At 70.1% G+C, this 16,203-nt stretch carries 16 protein-coding genes; 6 read left to right on the top strand and 10 right to left on the bottom strand.

Annotated elements, in window-relative coordinates; translation table 11 throughout:
* Window position 1: 1 nt before the first annotated feature.
* From EDF24_RS09555 to EDF24_RS09530, 6 genes are all read right to left on the bottom strand, one after another.
* Window positions 2-481, bottom strand: coding sequence for a cytidine deaminase (locus EDF24_RS09555; protein ID WP_123656112.1), 480 nt, complete (start codon window positions 479-481; stop codon window positions 2-4).
* A 16-nt stretch (window positions 482-497) separates the two neighbouring features.
* The gene (locus tag EDF24_RS09550) at window positions 498-1,787 is read right to left on the bottom strand and encodes an ABC transporter permease (RefSeq protein WP_395867757.1); all 1,290 of its coding nucleotides are present in this window, start codon (window positions 1,785-1,787) and stop codon (window positions 498-500) included.
* Entirely contained in the window at window positions 1,784-3,040 is a 1,257-nt protein-coding gene (locus tag EDF24_RS09545; RefSeq protein ID WP_123702658.1) for an ABC transporter permease, read from the bottom strand. Before EDF24_RS09545 ends, EDF24_RS09550 begins: the two co-directional genes overlap by 4 nt.
* Before the next feature lie 77 nt (window positions 3,041-3,117).
* A complete protein-coding gene (locus tag EDF24_RS09540; RefSeq protein ID WP_123656111.1) occupies window positions 3,118-4,638 on the bottom strand; it encodes an ABC transporter ATP-binding protein in 1,521 nt (506 codons plus the stop codon).
* An 83-nt stretch (window positions 4,639-4,721) separates the two neighbouring features.
* On the bottom strand, window positions 4,722-5,795 hold the full coding sequence (locus tag EDF24_RS09535; RefSeq protein ID WP_123656110.1) for a BMP family protein: 1,074 nt from the start codon (window positions 5,793-5,795) through the stop codon (window positions 4,722-4,724).
* Between the two features lie 197 nt (window positions 5,796-5,992).
* Window positions 5,993-7,108 (bottom strand): mannose-1-phosphate guanylyltransferase, encoded by a 1,116-nt coding sequence (locus EDF24_RS09530; RefSeq protein WP_123656109.1) that lies wholly within the window; start codon window positions 7,106-7,108, stop codon window positions 5,993-5,995.
* Between the two features lie 171 nt (window positions 7,109-7,279).
* Here EDF24_RS09530 and EDF24_RS09525 point away from each other — a divergent pair, with 171 nt between their 5' ends.
* From EDF24_RS09525 to EDF24_RS09500, 6 genes are all read left to right on the top strand, one after another.
* The gene (locus tag EDF24_RS09525) at window positions 7,280-8,515 is read left to right on the top strand and encodes a glycosyltransferase family 1 protein (protein WP_260233400.1); all 1,236 of its coding nucleotides are present in this window, start codon (window positions 7,280-7,282) and stop codon (window positions 8,513-8,515) included.
* 75 nt (window positions 8,516-8,590) lie between these two features.
* A complete protein-coding gene (gene sdhC / locus EDF24_RS09520) occupies window positions 8,591-9,040 on the top strand; it encodes a succinate dehydrogenase, cytochrome b556 subunit (RefSeq protein ID WP_123656107.1) in 450 nt (149 codons plus the stop codon).
* 13 nt (window positions 9,041-9,053) lie between these two features.
* On the top strand, window positions 9,054-9,500 hold the full coding sequence (gene sdhD, locus EDF24_RS09515) for a succinate dehydrogenase, hydrophobic membrane anchor protein (RefSeq protein WP_123656106.1): 447 nt from the start codon (window positions 9,054-9,056) through the stop codon (window positions 9,498-9,500).
* A 49-nt stretch (window positions 9,501-9,549) separates the two neighbouring features.
* The gene (gene sdhA / locus EDF24_RS09510) at window positions 9,550-11,343 is read left to right on the top strand and encodes a succinate dehydrogenase flavoprotein subunit (protein ID WP_123656105.1); all 1,794 of its coding nucleotides are present in this window, start codon (window positions 9,550-9,552) and stop codon (window positions 11,341-11,343) included.
* Complete coding sequence (locus EDF24_RS09505) at window positions 11,343-12,113, top strand: succinate dehydrogenase iron-sulfur subunit (RefSeq protein ID WP_123656104.1); 771 nt, start codon at window positions 11,343-11,345, stop codon at window positions 12,111-12,113. The genes sdhA and EDF24_RS09505 overlap by 1 nt, the downstream gene beginning before the upstream one ends.
* Window positions 12,114-12,163: 50 nt before the next feature.
* The gene (locus tag EDF24_RS09500) at window positions 12,164-12,808 is read left to right on the top strand and encodes a TNT domain-containing protein (protein ID WP_123702429.1); all 645 of its coding nucleotides are present in this window, start codon (window positions 12,164-12,166) and stop codon (window positions 12,806-12,808) included.
* Window positions 12,809-13,024: 216 nt separating this feature from the next.
* Here the strand turns inward: EDF24_RS09500 and EDF24_RS09495 are convergent, their stop codons facing one another.
* The 4 genes from EDF24_RS09495 to EDF24_RS09480 all read right to left on the bottom strand — a co-directional run bounded on the left by EDF24_RS09495 (window position 13,025) and on the right by EDF24_RS09480 (window position 16,018).
* A complete protein-coding gene (locus EDF24_RS09495) occupies window positions 13,025-13,585 on the bottom strand; it encodes a DUF805 domain-containing protein (RefSeq protein WP_123656102.1) in 561 nt (186 codons plus the stop codon).
* Window positions 13,586-13,665: 80 nt separating this feature from the next.
* The gene (locus tag EDF24_RS09490) at window positions 13,666-14,262 is read right to left on the bottom strand and encodes a DUF805 domain-containing protein (RefSeq protein ID WP_123702427.1); all 597 of its coding nucleotides are present in this window, start codon (window positions 14,260-14,262) and stop codon (window positions 13,666-13,668) included.
* A gap of 67 nt (window positions 14,263-14,329) precedes the next feature.
* The gene (locus tag EDF24_RS09485) at window positions 14,330-15,040 is read right to left on the bottom strand and encodes a DUF805 domain-containing protein (protein WP_123702426.1); all 711 of its coding nucleotides are present in this window, start codon (window positions 15,038-15,040) and stop codon (window positions 14,330-14,332) included.
* 45 nt (window positions 15,041-15,085) lie between these two features.
* Window positions 15,086-16,018, bottom strand: a complete 933-nt coding sequence (locus EDF24_RS09480; RefSeq protein ID WP_123702424.1) for an NADP-dependent oxidoreductase — start codon at window positions 16,016-16,018, stop codon at window positions 15,086-15,088.
* Window positions 16,019-16,203 lie beyond the last annotated feature (185 nt).

Genomic DNA, 16,203 nt, shown 5'->3' with positions numbered 1-16,203 from the left:
TTCAGTGCTCCTGCTGGTACGTGACGAGGGTGCGGGGTCCGAAGGCATCCGGCAGGACCTCGTCGATGGTGCGGATGCCGGAGACGGTCTCCAGCAGCATGCCCTCGGCCGAGTGCTCGAACAGCAGCTGCCGGCAGCGGCCACACGGCATCAGGGTCGCGCCGTCGCCGTCCACGCACGTGAACGCGACGAGCTTGCCGCCGCCGGTCATGTGCAGCTGCGAGACGAGCGAGCACTCCGCGCAGAGTGTCACGCCGTAGGACGCGTTCTCCACGTTGCAGCCGGACACGATCCGGCCGTCGTCGGTGAGCGCAGCTGCCCCCACCGGGAACGACGAGTACGGCGCGTAGGCGTGCCGCATGGCAGCCGTGGCCGCGTCGCGGAGCGACGCCCAGTCGCGTTCGGACGGGAGGCTCGTGGCGGGGTCCTCCCCGGCGGTGGCGGCGACCGCGTGGTCGGCCGCAGGGCCCGTTTCGGTCATGTGCCGTGCCTCCCGGCTAGCTCTTGGTGTACGGCTTGCCGGACGCGGCGGGACCACGCGACTGCCCGACCAGGCCGGCCACCGCGAAGATCGTCACCACGTAGGGCAGCATCAGCAGGAACTCGCTCGGGACGGGCGAGTTGATCGACCCGAGGACGTTCTGCAGGTTCGACGCGAAGCCGAACAGCAGCGCCGCGAGCGTCGCCTTGATCGGGTCCCAGCGGCCGAAGATGACGGCGGCGAGGGCGATGTAGCCCGCGCCGGCGGTCATGTCCTTGGCGAACGGTCCGACGGAGCCGAGCGTGAAGTACGCGCCGCCGAGGCCGGCGATCGCGCCTGCCAGGGAGACGTTCCAGAAGCGCGTGCTGAGCACGTTGATGCCGACCGTGTCCGCGGCCTGCGGGTGCTCGCCGACCGCACGGAGGCGCAGGCCCCAGCGCGTCTTGAAGAGCGCGAAGGTGACGACGGCCACTGCGACGTAGGCGATGTACACGATGACGTTCTGCTCGAAGAACACCGGGCCGATGACCGGGATCTGGTGCAGCACCGGGATCGGCAGCACCGGGAACCGGATGCCGACGTTGAGCGTCTGCTCGGCGGGCGAGAGCACCTGCGAGTAGAGGAAGCCGGTCAGGCCGGACACGAACGCGTTGATGACGACGCCGACGATGACCTGGTCGACGAGGTACTTGATGCTGAACGCTGCGAGGACGAACGACACGAGCACCCCCGCGACGAGGGCACCGATGAGGCCCACCCACGCCGAGCCGGTGAGCGAGCCGATCATCGCGGAGACGAACGCGCCGGCGAGGAACTGGCCCTCGATCGCGATGTTGACCACACCGACGCGCTCCGAGATCACGCCGCCGAGGGCACCGAACACCAGCGGGACGCTGAGCCCGAGGGCACCGACGAGGAGCCCGGGCACCGGGATCGTCGCACCGGCCGCGGCCCATGCGAGGAACCCGACCACGAAGAACAGCGCGAACAGCGAGGTCACCCAGAGCGGGGTCTTCTCGTAACGGCTGGCCTGGACGAACGCGTACACGGTGGCCAGGGCGAGCACCACGATGACGACGATGCCGGTGCCGGTGGCGGGCAGCGGCACGTCGGGCAGCTGCACGAAGTCGCCGGCGTTCGCGAGCCGGAACGTGGCGTCGCCGGCACGGTGCAGGAACCCGAAGAACACGAGTGCGACGACCGTGAACACGGCGAACGCGATCGGGAGCTTCCAGCTGCGGGTGGACTCGACGGCGCGGTCGGCCGTCGGGGCGGGCATGGCCGCTGTGGGGCTGAGGGTGCTCACGCGGCGACTGCCTTCCGCTCGGACTTCTTGGAGCTCTTGCGGCGCGCGCCCGGCTGCGGGATCCGGAAGATCGCGCGGACGAGCGGCGGGGCCGCGATGAACAGGACGATGAGGGCCTGGATGACACCGACGATGTCGATCGGGATGCCGTTCGCGGCCTGCATGGCGTAGCCGCCGTTCTTCAGGACGCCGAACAGGATCGCCGCCCAGAAGGTGCCCCACGGCTTCGAGCGGCCGAGGAGCGCGACCGTGATCGCGTCGAAGCCGATGCCGGCGTCGATGTTCGAGGTGAAGCCGCTCGTGACGGCACCCTGCACCTGGTACGCCCCGGCGATGCCGACGAGCGCACCGGAGATGACGAGCACCCAGATGGTCAGCGACGGCACGCTCATGCCGGCGACCCGAGCCGCACGCGGGTTCTCACCGATGGTGCGGAAGCGGAAGCCGAGCGAGGACTTGTTCACGAGCCACCACACGACGACCACGGCGATGAGCGCGACGACGAAGCCGAGGTCGATGCCGAAGCGCGGGCCGAACAGTGCCGGGAGCACCGCGGAGTCCTTCATGGCGGGTGAGATCGGGTTCGGGCTGCCCGGTGCCTGCAGCAGACCGGGGGTCCGGAGGAGGTAGCTGACGAGGTAGAGCGCGACGTAGTTGAGCATGATCGTCAGGACGACCTCGTTCGCGCCCGTCCGCGCCTTCAGCACACCGACGATGCCACCCCAGACCGCGCCGCCGACGATGCCGGCGATGATCGTGAGCGGGATGTGGATCGCCGCGGGCAGGTCGACGGCGAAGCCGACCCAGCCGGCCGCGGCCGCGCCCATCAGGATCTGTCCCTGGCCGCCGATGTTGAACAGGCCGGCGCGGAACGAGATGGCGATGCCGAGACCCGCTGCGATGAGCGGCACGGCGTAGTCGATCGAGCGGGTGATCGGGGCGATCGCCTGCGCGAAGGAGCTCGCACCGAAGTTGATGACCGAGCCCTGGAAGAGCGAGGCGTACGAGCCGCCGACCGCGGTCCAGATCGCGCGGAACGTGTCGCCGGGGCGGGCGAAGAAGTAGCCGGCCGCCTGCTGCACGGCGGGGTCCGTGATGGCGATGAGGATGCCGCACGCGACGAGTGCGAGCACGATCGCCAGGACCGTGACGAGCACGGAGCCGTTCATGATGCCCTGCAGGGCGGCCTGCATGCGCTCGGTGCCGGTGCGGTCGCCCGCGCGGCGCTCGGTGTCGTCCGCGGAGTCGGTCATCAGGCGGGGGCCGCCCTCGACGTCCTGGATGCGGTCGTCGGTGGGCAGGGTGTTCTCTTCGGGGGGCGTGGGGGTGCTCACGCTGCCAGCTCCGTTCCTTCGGGCAGTTCTCCGGCCATCATCAGGCCGAGGACGTCGCGCGGGGTGTCCGCGGGGACGATGCCGATGATCGCGCCGCGGTACATCACCGCGATCCGGTCGGCGAGCGCCACGACCTCGTCGAGCTCCGTGGAGACGACGATGACCGGGACGCCGGAGTCGCGGGTGGCGACGATGCGCTTGTGCACGAACTCGATCGACCCGACGTCGATGCCGCGGGTGGGCTGCGCCGCGACGAAGAGACGCAGGTCGCGGCTGAGTTCGCGGGCGAGGACGATCTTCTGCTGGTTGCCGCCGGACAGCCGGCCGGCCGCGGTGGTGCGGCCGGGGGTCCGGATGTCGAACTCGGCGATCTTCTCGTCGGCGAAGGCGTCGCGCTCCGCGGCCCGGATCGTGCCGGCGCGGACGAACTCGCTGTGGTCGGCGCGGTCGAGCATGAGGTTCTCGGCGATGGTGAACTCGCCGACGAGCCCGTCTTCCTTGCGGTCCTCGGGGACGAAGCCGACACCGGCGTCGAGCACCTGCTTGACGCTCCGGCCGGTGAGCTCCTTGCCGTCGAGCGTGACGTGCCCGGTGCGGATCGGCTCGAGTCCGATGATCGCCTCGGTGAGCTCGGTCTGGCCGTTGCCCTGCACGCCGGCGATGGCGAGGACCTCGCCGCGCCGGACGGTGAAGGAGACGTCGTCGACGAGCACGATGCCGGACGGGTCGGTGACGGTGACGTTCTGGACGACGAGCGCGTCCTCGCCGCCGGCGGAGGGCTCCTTGTCCACGACGAGGGAGACCGCGCGGCCGACCATGAGGGCGGCGAGCTCGTTGTTCGTCGCGGTCGGGGATGCCTCTCCGACGACCTTGCCGAGCCGGATCACCGTGATGCGGTCGGCGACTTCGCGGACTTCACGGAGCTTGTGGGTGATGAAGACGATGGCGGTGCCGGCTTCGCGGAGCTGGCGCATGATGCCCATCAGCTCGTCGGTCTCCTGCGGGGTGAGGACGGCCGTCGGCTCGTCGAACACGAGCACGGAGGCGTCGCGGGAGAGTGCCTTGATGATCTCCACGCGCTGCTGCACGCCGACGGGCAGGTCCTCGACCCGGGCGTCGGGGTCGACGTCGAACCCGAAGCGCTCGGAGATCTCGCGGACGCGCTTGCGGGCGCCGGCGAGGTCGAGTCGGCCGCCGAACGTGGTCTGCTCCTGGCCGAGCATCACGTTCTCGGCGACGGTGAACACGGGCACGAGCATGAAGTGCTGGTGCACCATGCCGATGCCGGCGCGCATCGCGTCGCCGGGGCCGTCGAAGTCCTGGACGACGTCGTCCAGGAGGATCTCGCCCTCTTCGGCCTGGTACATGCCGTAGAGCACGTTCATCAGGGTGGACTTGCCCGCACCGTTCTCACCGAGGAGGCAGTGCACCTCGCCCGGTTCGACGGTGAGGGAGATGTGGTCGTTCGCGACCAGGGGGCCGAACCGCTTGGTGATGCCGCGGAGTTCCAGCTTCATGTCGGGAGTCTATTTCTGTCGTGGTGCTGCGGAGCGCATGGGAATGCGGGCGGAGGAGAACTCCCCCGCCCGCATCGGTGGTGCTACTTGACGGTCGCCTTGGTCTCGACCTTGATCGAGCCGTCGATGATGCCGGCCTTGATCGTGTCGAGCTCCTTGGACAGGCCCGAGTCGACCTTCGACGCGTAGTCGTGGAACGGCGCGATGCCGACGCCGTCGTTCTTCAGCGTGCCGACGTACGGGGTCTTCGAGAAGTCGCCCTTGGCAGCCTGCTCGACGACGTCCTTGGTCGCGGGGCGCATGCCCTTCTCGACGGACGTCAGTGCGATGTCCTTGTAGCGCGGGTCGGCCTCGTAGAGGTCGCTGTCCGCACCGATCAGGACGGAGCCGTTGTCGGCGTCCTTGATGGCTTCCGCGGCGCTCTGGTAGATCGGGCCACCGACGGGCAGGATCACGTCGGCGTTCTGGTCGAGGAGGGTCTGCGCGACCGACTTCGCCTGGGTGCCGGCCTCGAAGCCACCGGTGAAGGAGCCCTTCTGGCTGTCGACGTCCCAGCCCTTGACCTGGACGTCCTTGCCCTTCTTCTCGTTGTAGTACTTCACGCCGTCCGCGAAGCCGTCCATGAAGATGGTGACGGTCGGGATCTGCATGCCGCCGAAGGTGCCGACGACGCCGGACTTCGAGTAGGACGCCGCCGCGTAGCCGGCGAGGAACGCCGCCTGCGAGGTGTCGAACGTGATCGGCTTGACGTTCTTGGCGTCGATCGAGTTGTCGTCGATGATCGCGAAGTCGGTGTCGGGGTTCGCAGCGGCCTGCTTCTTCGTGGCGTCGGCGAGGTTGAAGCCGACCGTCACGATGAGCTTGCAGTTCTGGTTGACGAGCTGCTCGATGTTGGAGTCGTAGACCGTGGAGTCCTTCGACTCGGCCGACTTGTAGGTCGCGCCGAGGTCCTTGGCGGCGTCCTTCAGGCCCTCGTAGCCGAGCTGGTTGAAGGACTTGTCGTCGAAGCCGCCGGAGTCCGACACCATGCAGGGGCGGAAGCTGGTGGTCTTCGCCGACGAGGTGTCGGACGGAGCGGCGGAGCAGCCGGCCAGGACGGCGACGGTGCCGAGGAGCGCGAGGCCGCTGAGTGCGATCTGACGGGTACGAGATGACACGGGTTGGTTCCTCCGGGGAGCAGGGCCCGGTCACTGCGCACCGGGCGATCGTGGCGACAGTACACGACCGCCTGGTCGGTACAGAACGCCCTCGGAGCCGCCTGTGGATCAGTTACGAGATCGCGACCGCGCCGTAACGCGGCCGTAACGCGACGACGTGCTCGGGACCCCAGTTGTGGGGGTTTGGTGATGGAGCGCTACAGGACGTCGTCGCGGCCGCTGATCTTCAGTGCATCCACCACCCCCTTGACCCGCTGGGCGTTCGCGCTGGTCGTCACGAGCAGTGCGTCCGGGGTGTCCACGACCACGATGTCCTCGACCCCGATGAGCGAGATCAGGCGCTGGCTGTGCGACACCACGATCCCGCTCGAGGAGTCCGCCAGGATCCGGGCACCGTCGCCGAGCACGGCGAGGTTGTTCGTCCGGCCGCCGGACTGCAGCTTCGCGAGGGACGCGAAGTCGCCGACGTCGTCCCAGTCGAAGTCGCCGGGCACCACGGCCATCCGGCCGGCAGCCGCCGCGGGCTCCGCCACCGTGTAGTCGATCGCGATCTTCTTCAGCGCGGGCCAGATCCGGTCCACGACGACCCCGCGCGCCGAGGTGTCCCACGCGGCGGCGAGCTCTTCGAGGCCGGCGAGCAGCTCCGGCTCGGCCCGACCGATCTCCGCGAGGATGACGTCCGCCCGGGCGATGAACATGCCGGCGTTCCAGAGGTAGGAGCCGTCCTCCAGGTACCCCCGGGCCGTGTCCAGGTCGGGCTTCTCGACGAAGGACCGCACCGAGTGGGCGTTCGGGGCGCCATCGACCCCCAGGCCCTCACCGTCGGCGTGGATGTACCCGAAGCCGATCGCCGGCTCGGTCGGGGTGATGCCGATCGTGGTGACGTACCCGGCACGGGCGACCGCCACGGCCTCGCGCACCGACCGGCGGAACCCGCGGGCGTCGCCGATGACGTGGTCGGCCGCGAACGACCCGATGACGACGTCGGGCTCCCGACGACGGAGGATCGCGGCCGCGAGACCGATCGCCGCGGTGGAGTCCTTCGGCTCGCTCTCGAGCACGACGTTGTGGTCGTCGATGCCCGGCAGCTGCGACTCGACCGCGACGCGGTGCGCGCGGCCGGTGACCACCATGATCCGCGACTCCCCCGCGAGCGGTGCGAGCCGGTCCCAGGTCTGCCGGAGGAGCGAGGTGCCCGATCCGGTCAGGTCGTGCAGGAACTTCGGGGCGTCGGCGCGCGAGAGCGGCCAGAGGCGCGATCCGATCCCGCCGGCGGGGATGATCGCGTAGAAGTCTTCGAGGGGGGCTGCCACCCGCTCACCGTACCGGTCGGGGGTCGTCGTTCCTGGGTGCGCACGACGGGATCGCCCGACGGGTGCGCGCCCGGTGCGGCAAACCGCACGGTGAGTTCACCCGCGCCCACCGTCCCGTTCACCGTCGGGTCCCCCGCACCGTCACGTGGCGCGCGGAGCATGGGCACCGCCATGAACGCACGCAGCGTGGAGCGCGGCTCGGCCCAGAGGACCGTCGCCGTCGTGACCGAGAGCTTCCTGCCCACCCTCAACGGCGTGACCACGAGTGTCCTCGCGGTCCTGGACCACCTCGAGCGCCGGGGCCACCGCGCGGTCGTGATCGCGCCGGACACCCCGTGGCTCGCGAGCCGTCGTTCCCGGACCGACCTGGAGCGGTACCGCGGGTTCGACGTCCACCGGATCCCCGCCGTCGCGTACCGGCAGTTCCCGGTCGCGCTCCCCCACCCCGTCCTCGACACCATCCTCGCCGCCTCCGGCGCCGACGTGCTGCACGCCGCGAGTCCGTTCCTGTTGGGTGGGCGCGCGATCACGGCAGCCGGGAGGCTCGGCATCCCCTCCGTCGCCGTCTTCCAGACCGACGTGGCCGGGTTCGCCCGCCGCAACGGCCTGGCAGCGACCACGCCCCTGGTCCGCCGGGTGCTCGGGCGCATCCACGCCGGGGCGTCGCTGACGCTCGCCCCGTCGTCCGCTACCGCGGCGATGCTCGCCGCGGACGGCGTGCCGCGCGTCGCCAGGTGGGGTCGTGGCGTCGACACCGTCCTCTTCCACCCGGACCGACGGTGGTCCGGCCCGGTGCGCGCCCTGCGGCGGCGACTCGCTCCGCACGGGGAGACCATCGTGGGCTACGTGGGCCGGCTCGCACCGGAGAAGGAGGTCGAACGGCTCGCCGAACTCGGTGGCATCCCCGGGATCAGGGTCGTGGTCGCAGGAGGGGGACCCTCCCGTCCGGCTCTGGAGCGACGGCTCCGTCACCTGGACGCGACCTTCACCGGTCCCCTGCGCGGCGACCCGCTGGCCGACGTGTACGCGGCGCTCGACGTGTTCGTGCACACGGGCCCCGCCGAGACGTTCGGGCAGACCCTGCAGGAGGCGCACGCATCCGGGCTCCCGGTCGTCGCCCCGGCGGCCGGCGGCCCGCTCGACCTCGTGGCACCCGGACTCGACGGCGAGCTCTACGACCCGGACGTGCCGCAGGCGCTCCGGGCGGCCGTGGTCGGGCTGCACCTCGACCGTGCACGCGCGGATCGGATGGGATCCGCCGGCCGGCTGCGCGTCGAGGGCACCACGTGGGAGGCGATCGGCGACGAACTGCTCGCACACCACGACACCGCCAGGACCATCGGCGCGCCGCCCGCGGGGCGCGGGATTCTCACGGGGTGGAACGAGAACGTCAGTGCGCGGTCGTAGGATGGACGTGTTCCACACGAACATGACGGCAACGGCTCGCCGATCGGCGGGCCTGTCCTACGGGAAGGCGAGCTCATGGCCGAGCAGACCGCAGGGGGTACGGCGACAGCCGCCCCGCAGGTGACGATCGATGCGCCGCGCGCATCACGGACGCCACAGGGCACCCTGTACCGCGGCAGCACCGGGATGTGGTCCTGGGTCCTGCACCGCGTGACCGGTGTCGCGATCTACTTCTTCCTGCTCGTGCACATCCTCGACACGGCCCTCGTCCGCCTCTCCCCAGAGGCGTACAACGCCGTCATCTCGACGTACAAGACGCCGATCATGAACCTCGGCGAGATCGCCCTCGTGATGGCGATCGTCTTCCACGCGTTCAACGGGCTGCGCATCATCCTGATCGACTTCTGGTCCAAGGGGCCGAAGTACCAGCGGGCGATGTTCTGGATCGTCATCGTGCTCTGGGCCGTGGCGATCGCGGGCTTCCTGCCGCGCCAGCTCATGAACCTCGTCGCCGACTTCCACTGATCAGGGGCTGACCATGACCACGCAGACCATCGCGCCCCCTCGCAGTGCCGAGGCCGCACGCCGCACCACCAACTGGGAGAAGTGGGGCTGGATCTACATGCGCGGCTCGGGCGTCCTGCTCGTCGTGCTGATCTTCGGCCACCTCTTCGTCAACATGGTGGCGGGCGAAGGCGTCAAGCAGATCGACTTCGCGTTCGTCGCCGGCAAGTGGGCGAGCCCCTTCTGGCAGGTGTGGGACACCCTGATGCTGTGGCTCGCGCTGATCCACGGCTCGAACGGCATGCGCACCATCGTCAACGACTACGTGTCGAAGCCGGCCGTCCGGAAGACCCTGCTCATCGCGATCCTCGTCGCGTGCGTGCTGCTCATCGTCCTCGGCACCCTGGTGTGCTGGACCTTCGACCCGTGCCCCGCCGGCGCCGCCGCCGCGGACCTGCCGTCGTTCTGCCCCGCGCAGTAGCCCCGGCCCAGCACCGCAGCCCGCACCCGCTCCCCAACGGAAAGACACCGTGACCGACATCACCGTCCATCACCACCAGTTCGACATCGTCATCATCGGCGCGGGAGGCGCCGGCATGCGGGCCGCGATCGAAGCGGGGCCGAAGGCGAACACCGCCGTCATCTCGAAGCTGTACCCGACGCGCTCCCACACGGGTGCGGCGCAGGGCGGCATGGCGGCAGCGCTCGCGAACGTCGAAGAGGACTCGTGGGAGTGGCACACCTTCGACACGATCAAGGGCGGCGACTACCTGGTCGACCAGGACGCCGCCGAGATCCTCGCGAAGGAAGCGATCGACGCGGTCATCGACCTCGAGAACATGGGGCTGCCGTTCAACCGCACGCCAGAGGGCAAGATCGACCAGCGTCGCTTCGGCGGCCACACCCGTGACCACGGCAAGGCGCCGGTGCGCCGGGCCTGCTACGCCGCGGACCGCACCGGCCACATGATCCTGCAGACGCTGTTCCAGAACTGCGTGAAACTCGGCGTGAACTTCTTCAACGAGTTCTACGCCCTCGACCTCATCATGGTGGACGTCGTCGGCGACGACGGCGTCACCCGCAAGCAGCCGGCGGGCGTCGTGGCGTTCGAGCTCGCGACCGGTGAGCTGCACGTGTTCCACGCGAAGGCGATGATCTTCGCGACCGGCGGCTTCGGCAAGATGTACAAGACCACCTCGAACGCGCACACCCTCACCGGTGACGGCGTCGGGATCGTCTGGCGCACCGGCCTCCCGCTCGAGGACATGGAGTTCTTCCAGTTCCACCCGACCGGGCTCGCGGGCCTCGGCATCCTCCTCACCGAGGGCGCCCGTGGTGAGGGCGCGATCCTCCGCAACGCCTCTGGCGAGCGCTTCATGGAGCGGTACGCCCCCACCATCAAGGACCTCGCACCGCGTGACATCGTCGCCCGGTGCATGGTGCAGGAAGTGGCCGAGGGCCGGGGTGCCGGTCCGAACAAGGACTACGTGCTCCTCGACTGCACGCACCTGGGTGCCGAGGTCCTCGAGACCAAGCTCCCCGACATCACCGAGTTCGCGCGCACCTACCTCGGCGTCGACCCGGTGGTCGAGCCCGTTCCGGTGATGCCGACCGCGCACTACGCGATGGGTGGCATCCCGACGAACACCAACGCCGAGGTCCTCTCCGACAACGACACCGTCGTCCCCGGCATGTACGCCGCCGGCGAGTGCGCATGCGTCTCGGTGCACGGGTCGAACCGCCTCGGCACGAACTCGCTGCTCGACATCAACGTCTTCGGGAAGCGCTCCGGCAACAACGCCGCCGAGTGGGTGCAGACCGCCGAGTTCCTCCCCCTCCCCGAGGACCCCGCCGCGAACGTCCGCGGGATGCTCGAGCAGCTGCGTGCCTCGACCGGCACCGAGCGGGTCGCCGCCCTCCGCAAGGAACTGCAGGAGGAGATGGACAAGAACGCGCAGGTGTTCCGCACCGACGAGTCCCTCGCCCGCGTCACGGAGACGATCCACACGCTCCGCAACCGGTTCATGAACGTCTCGGTGCAGGACAAGGGCAAGCGGTTCAACACCGACCTGCTCGAAGCCGTCGAGCTCGGGTTCCTGCTCGACCTCGCCGAGGTCGTCGTCTACTCCGCCCGGAACCGCAAGGAGTCCCGCGGCGGCCACATGCGCGACGACTACCCGAAGCGCGACGACGAGAACTACATGCAGCACACCATGGCGTACCTGACGGGCGATCCGCACTCGTCACTCGCCGACGACCACATCACACTCGACTGGAAGCCGGTCGTCGTGACGCGGTACGAGCCGATGGAGAGGAAGTACTGATGACCGACACCCTGGTCTCCGACGCACCCCGCACCGATGCGGTGGACGCCCCTCCCGGCTCCTTCCCCGTCACCGTGATCATCCGGCGTTTCGACCCGGACGTCGACGACGAGCCGCGCTGGCAGGACTTCGACGTCATGATGCTGCCGACCGACCGCATCCTCGACGCCCTGCACAAGATCAAGTGGGAGCAGGACGGGTCGCTGACCTTCCGTCGCTCCTGCGCGCACGGTGTCTGCGGTTCGGACGCGATGCGCATCAACGGCCGCAACCGTCTGGCGTGCAAGACGCTGATCAAGGACCTCGACGTGTCGAAGCCGATCTACGTCGAGGCGATCAAGGGCCTGCCGCTCGAGAAGGACCTCGTCGTCGACATGGAGCCCTTCTTCAAGTCCTACCGCGAGGTCCAGCCGTTCCTCCAGCCCGCGAAGGCGCCGGAGCCCGGCAAGGAGCGCGTGCAGTCCGTCGCCGACCGTGCCCGCTTCGACGACACCACGAAGTGCATCCTCTGCGCCGCGTGCACGTCCTCGTGCCCGGTGTTCTGGACCGACGGCCAGTACTTCGGTCCGGCCGCGATCGTCAACGCGCACCGCTTCATCTTCGACTCGCGCGACGACGCCGCGAACGTGCGCCTCGACATCCTCAACGACAAGGAAGGCGTGTGGCGCTGCCGCACGACCTTCAACTGCACCGACGCCTGCCCGCGTGGGATCCAGGTCACCAAGGCCATCGCCGAGGTCAAGCAGGCCGTCATGCGCGGTCGGGCATAGACGGCCAGGAGACCAGGAACGGCATAGGTCCGACCACTAGGCTCCCGCTCATGACGTTCGCGGACACGCGCCCCATCCTCGACCAGCTCGGCTACACGATCCGGTACGTGCAGCTCCCCGGAGAGACCCTGCACGAGCCGCCAGTGGAAGGTGCGCTCCGCATCGTCCCCGCCGACGCCCCGGACACCTTCGCGCTCGAGGTCGTCGACTACGGCACGGCCCGTCGTCTCGCGACCGCGCGCGGGGAAGCCGACGCCGTCGAGATGCTCCGCCGCTTCCTGAACCGGCCGTTCCCGGCGCCGCGGGACATCCAGCGGTACGAGCTCGACGGGCTCCGCGAGCGCGCCGCCTCGACGTACCCGCAGCTCGCACAGCAGGTCGCGCAGGCCGGCCCCGACGGACTGACGATCCAGATCCCGGCCGGTGTCCCGGTGGACCGCATCGGTGGCCCGGACGGCTACCTGCTGCACCCGCTCGACACCCCGATGCCGTCGCGCTCGCTCCCGCCGCACGTCGCCGCTGCACCCGAGGTGCACCGCTACGTCGTCGACCGCCCGTTCCTCGTGACGGTGCGGTTCGTGCAGCCGTGGTTCGACCAGCCCGGTGGTGCGCTGCGGTTCCAGATCGCCGACCCCTCGCTCACGGTGCGCGACCTGGTCGTCGACGGCGCCCTGGTCCGCGTCCGCGCGGTCTGACGCTCCCCGCGCAGGCGCCGCCCGCGCCCGCGCCCGCGCGCCCCGCGCGCCCCGCGCGCCCCGCGCGCCCGCGCGCCCCGCGCGACCCGCGCGCCCGCGCGCCCGCACGCCCGCACGATTCGTGCGAAGGAAGTCGAAACGCGCGTCGGCAGTCGAAAGTTCCGACTGCCGACGCGCGTTCTCGCTTCCCATCGCGCGCGTTGTGGGTGCTTCCGCTCAGCCGCGGCCGGGCTGGTCGAAGCGCTGCCCCTCCGGCTTCGGCGGCAGGAGCGAGAAGACGAGCAGGATGATCCCGCCGACACCGGGGACGAACCCGAGGAACCAGAACGGCCCCGCGAGGTTCGCGTCGTGCAGCCGCCGCCAGTACAGGGCGATGCCCGGCACCAGGACCGCCAGACCCCAGATCGCGAAGAGGATCGCGGCGATGATGTACAGCGCCGACGGTCGGTCGATCACCGTCGAGACGCTGTACCCGGTCGAGACCGTCGTGCGGTCGGAGGTCGCGATGCCGATCCCCAGCAGGATCCCGAGCACGATGTAGACGATGGCGTTCGCGAGCGCCCACCACCAGAACTCACTGCGGCTGGCACGCCCGTCGAACCGGGCGTACTTCTTGAAGAAGCGTCGGACGGCGTTGCCGAACGAGATCCCGTACCACGGTGCCCAGAGCGGCGGCTCGCCTCCGGGCCCGGTCGGCGCAGGCGCGCCGTACTGTGGCGTGTGCCCCGGTTCGGGCTGCTGCCCGTACGGGTTCTGGGACGGATACTGATCGCTCACGGTGACCCCCTGCTCGTCGACGGATACTCCTTGCAGAGTCAATCAGAACGGGGTCGCGGTGGACCGCTCGAGTCTTCCGGCTACCCGAGGTCCGGTCGGTCGTAGCGCTGGCCCTGCTGGTTCGAGGGCATCAGCGACAGGATCACGCACGCGATCCACCCGAGCACCGGGATGATGAGCAGCAGGGCGAGCAGGCCGCTGTAGTTCGCGTCGTGGAGCCGGCGCACCAGGAGCGCGATCCAGCCGACCAGCGTCGCGAGGGCCCAGGCTCCGGTGAACAGCCCGTCGAACAGGCCGTCGTCGCCGACGTTGCCCGTGCCCGCGATGCCGTCGAACGCGCCGCCGACGATGCCGAGCGCAGCGTTGCCGATGACCCACCACAGGGACCAGAACCAGAACTCGCTGCGGCTCGCGCGTCCGTCGAAGCGGACGTACTTCTTCCAGAACCGGACGAAGGCCTTCGGGAACGCGATGCCGTACCAGGGCGCCCAGAGCGGCGGTTCACCCTGCGGCGGACGCGGCTGCTGCCCGTACGGGTTCTGCGCGTACGGGTTCTGGCCGTTCGGCTGCCCGTACGGGTTCTGGCCGTTCGGCTGCCCGTACGGGTTCTGTCCGTTCGGCTGCCCGGACGGGTTCTGTCCGCCGTACTGGTTCGGTCCGCCGTACTGGTCGCTCACGGGGAAGCCCTTCGTCGATCACCTGATGAGACGCACAGAGTCAACCACACCCCTGCCGCCCCGATCGTCATCCCTGCGGACGATCGAACCGCTGCCCGTTCGGGTTCGGCGCCAGCATCGCCATCACCCAGAGCACGATCCAGCCGAGGGTGTTCACGAAGAAGAACGCGAAGAACCCGCTGAGGTTCACGTCGTGCAGCCGACGGACCATCAGCGCGATGTTGCCGACCGCCGTGCCGAGGAACCAGGCTGCCCAGAGCCAGATCGGGATGAGCCACCAGATCGAATCCGTGTGGAGCTGACTGGTCGTCCGGCCGTACACGTCGGTACTCATCTCGCGGGTGCCCGTCGTCGTGACGATGACCGCCACCGCGGCACCGAGGATCGCGGCGATGATCGCGTTCGTCAGGAACCACCACCAGAACTCGCTGCGGCTGGCACGCCCGTCGAAGCGGCCGTACTTCCGGAAGAACCGGCCGATCGCGTCGCCGATGCCCGCGCCGTACCAGGGTGCCCAGAGCGGCGGGACGCCGGCCTCGTCGAGCGGGATCGGACGCGGCGGCTGCCACCCGGGCTGCTGCTGCCACCCGGGGCCCTGCTGCCACGCGGGCGCCTGCTGCTGCTGCGGCCACCCCGGCGCCTGCGTGCCGCCCGGCGCCTGCTGCCCACCCGGCGCCTGCTGCGCCCAGCCCTGCTGCCCGGACCACTGCGGCTGCGGCGGCTGCTGCCCGTTCGGCCGGCCGTTGCCCCAGCCCTGGTTGGTCCCGTCGTCGCTCATCAGCGCCTCCCCCGATCGTCGGCGTCCAGTCTGGCAGGTCGGAGGTCAGGGGATGAGCGCGAGCTTCCCGCCGGGGTGTCCGGGCTCCAGGAGCTCGGCGGCATCGCGGGCGTCCGCGAGCGGGAACGTCCGGGCGACCGGCACCTCGAGCTGCCCCGCCGCCGCCAGGTCGATCAGCCGCTGCCGCACCGAGTCGCGGAACGCCTTGCTCTCCGGCTGCACTCCCCCGACGGCGGCGAAGCCGTCGGCCGCGGCCCGGCCCGGCGCGGCGATCGTGACGATCCGGTCGCGGTCCGCCACGAGTGCCAACGAGACGTCGACCGCCTCGTCCGTGCCGACGGCGTCGATGGCCACGTCGATGCCGTGGGGTGCGAGATCACGGAGACGAGCCTCCAGTCCGTCGCCGTAGGCGATCCACTCGCCCCCGTACCGGCGGACGGTGTCCGCACCACGTTCCGAAGCCGTGCCGATCACGCGCGCGCCCAGCGGGCGCAGCTGCTGCAGGACACTCACGCCGACCGCGCCGGATGCGCCGTGCAGGAGCACGGTGTCCCGTCCGGAGGCTCGGGTCACCCGGATCACGTCAGCTGCGGTCGTGCCTGCCAGCAGCAGGTTCGCCGCCTCCGGGAAGCCGAGGGAGGCCGGCTTGGCGAACACGTCGGCGGCAGGCACCGTGAGTTCCTCGGTCCAGCCGCCGGAGACGCGGAACGCGAGGACCTCGTCGCCGACGGCTCCGCCGCCGGACGCGATCTGTGTGTCCGGGCCGATCGCCGAGATGACCCCGGCGACCTCGTAGCCGATCGGCATCGGGTACGCGTCGGCCTGCGCTGCCCGAGTGTGCTTCGTGTCGGCGGGGTTCATCCCGGCAGCTCGGACCGCGATCGTGACCTCGCCCGGGCCGGGCGGACGGACGTCGGTGTCGATGTACTCGAGGACCTCGCTGCCGCCGGGACGCGGCGCAACCCACTGCTTCGTCATGGACCGGACGGTAGTCCCGCTCACCGCCAGTCCCACGAGAACTTCCAGCCGAGGGCCGCGAGCGCCTCCGGATCGAGTTCGGGATGCCGCTCCCGCATCTGCGCGACGAACACGTCCCTGCCGCGAAGGAGTGCGGTGTCCGGCCGAAGCGCTGAGGGTTGGGCACTCGCCGTCAGCAACGACCG

This window comes from Curtobacterium sp. PhB130 (genome assembly GCF_003755165.1).
Classification (GTDB): Bacteria; Actinomycetota; Actinomycetes; order Actinomycetales; family Microbacteriaceae; genus Curtobacterium.
This window is presented reverse-complemented; position numbering and strand designations above follow the sequence as displayed.

Excerpts from the sequence above, each read along its gene's own strand:
- EDF24_RS09540 (WP_123656111.1), bottom strand. The coding sequence starts at position 4,638 with ATGAAGCTGGAACTCCGCGGCATCACCAAGCGGTTCGGCCCCCTGGTC.
- EDF24_RS09545 (WP_123702658.1), bottom strand. The coding sequence starts at position 3,040 with ATGACCGACTCCGCGGACGACACCGAGCGCCGCGCGGGCGACCGCACC.
- EDF24_RS09555 (WP_123656112.1), bottom strand. The coding sequence starts at position 481 with ATGACCGAAACGGGCCCTGCGGCCGACCACGCGGTCGCCGCCACCGCC.
- EDF24_RS09480 (WP_123702424.1), bottom strand. The coding sequence starts at position 16,018 with ATGACGAAGCAGTGGGTTGCGCCGCGTCCCGGCGGCAGCGAGGTCCTC.
- EDF24_RS09505 (WP_123656104.1), top strand. The coding sequence starts at position 11,343 with ATGACCGACACCCTGGTCTCCGACGCACCCCGCACCGATGCGGTGGAC.
- sdhC (WP_123656107.1), top strand. The coding sequence starts at position 8,591 with ATGGCCGAGCAGACCGCAGGGGGTACGGCGACAGCCGCCCCGCAGGTG.
- EDF24_RS09485 (WP_123702426.1), bottom strand. The coding sequence starts at position 15,040 with ATGAGCGACGACGGGACCAACCAGGGCTGGGGCAACGGCCGGCCGAAC.
- EDF24_RS09525 (WP_260233400.1), top strand. The coding sequence starts at position 7,280 with ATGAACGCACGCAGCGTGGAGCGCGGCTCGGCCCAGAGGACCGTCGCC.
- EDF24_RS09500 (WP_123702429.1), top strand. The coding sequence starts at position 12,164 with ATGACGTTCGCGGACACGCGCCCCATCCTCGACCAGCTCGGCTACACG.
- sdhD (WP_123656106.1), top strand. The coding sequence starts at position 9,054 with ATGACCACGCAGACCATCGCGCCCCCTCGCAGTGCCGAGGCCGCACGC.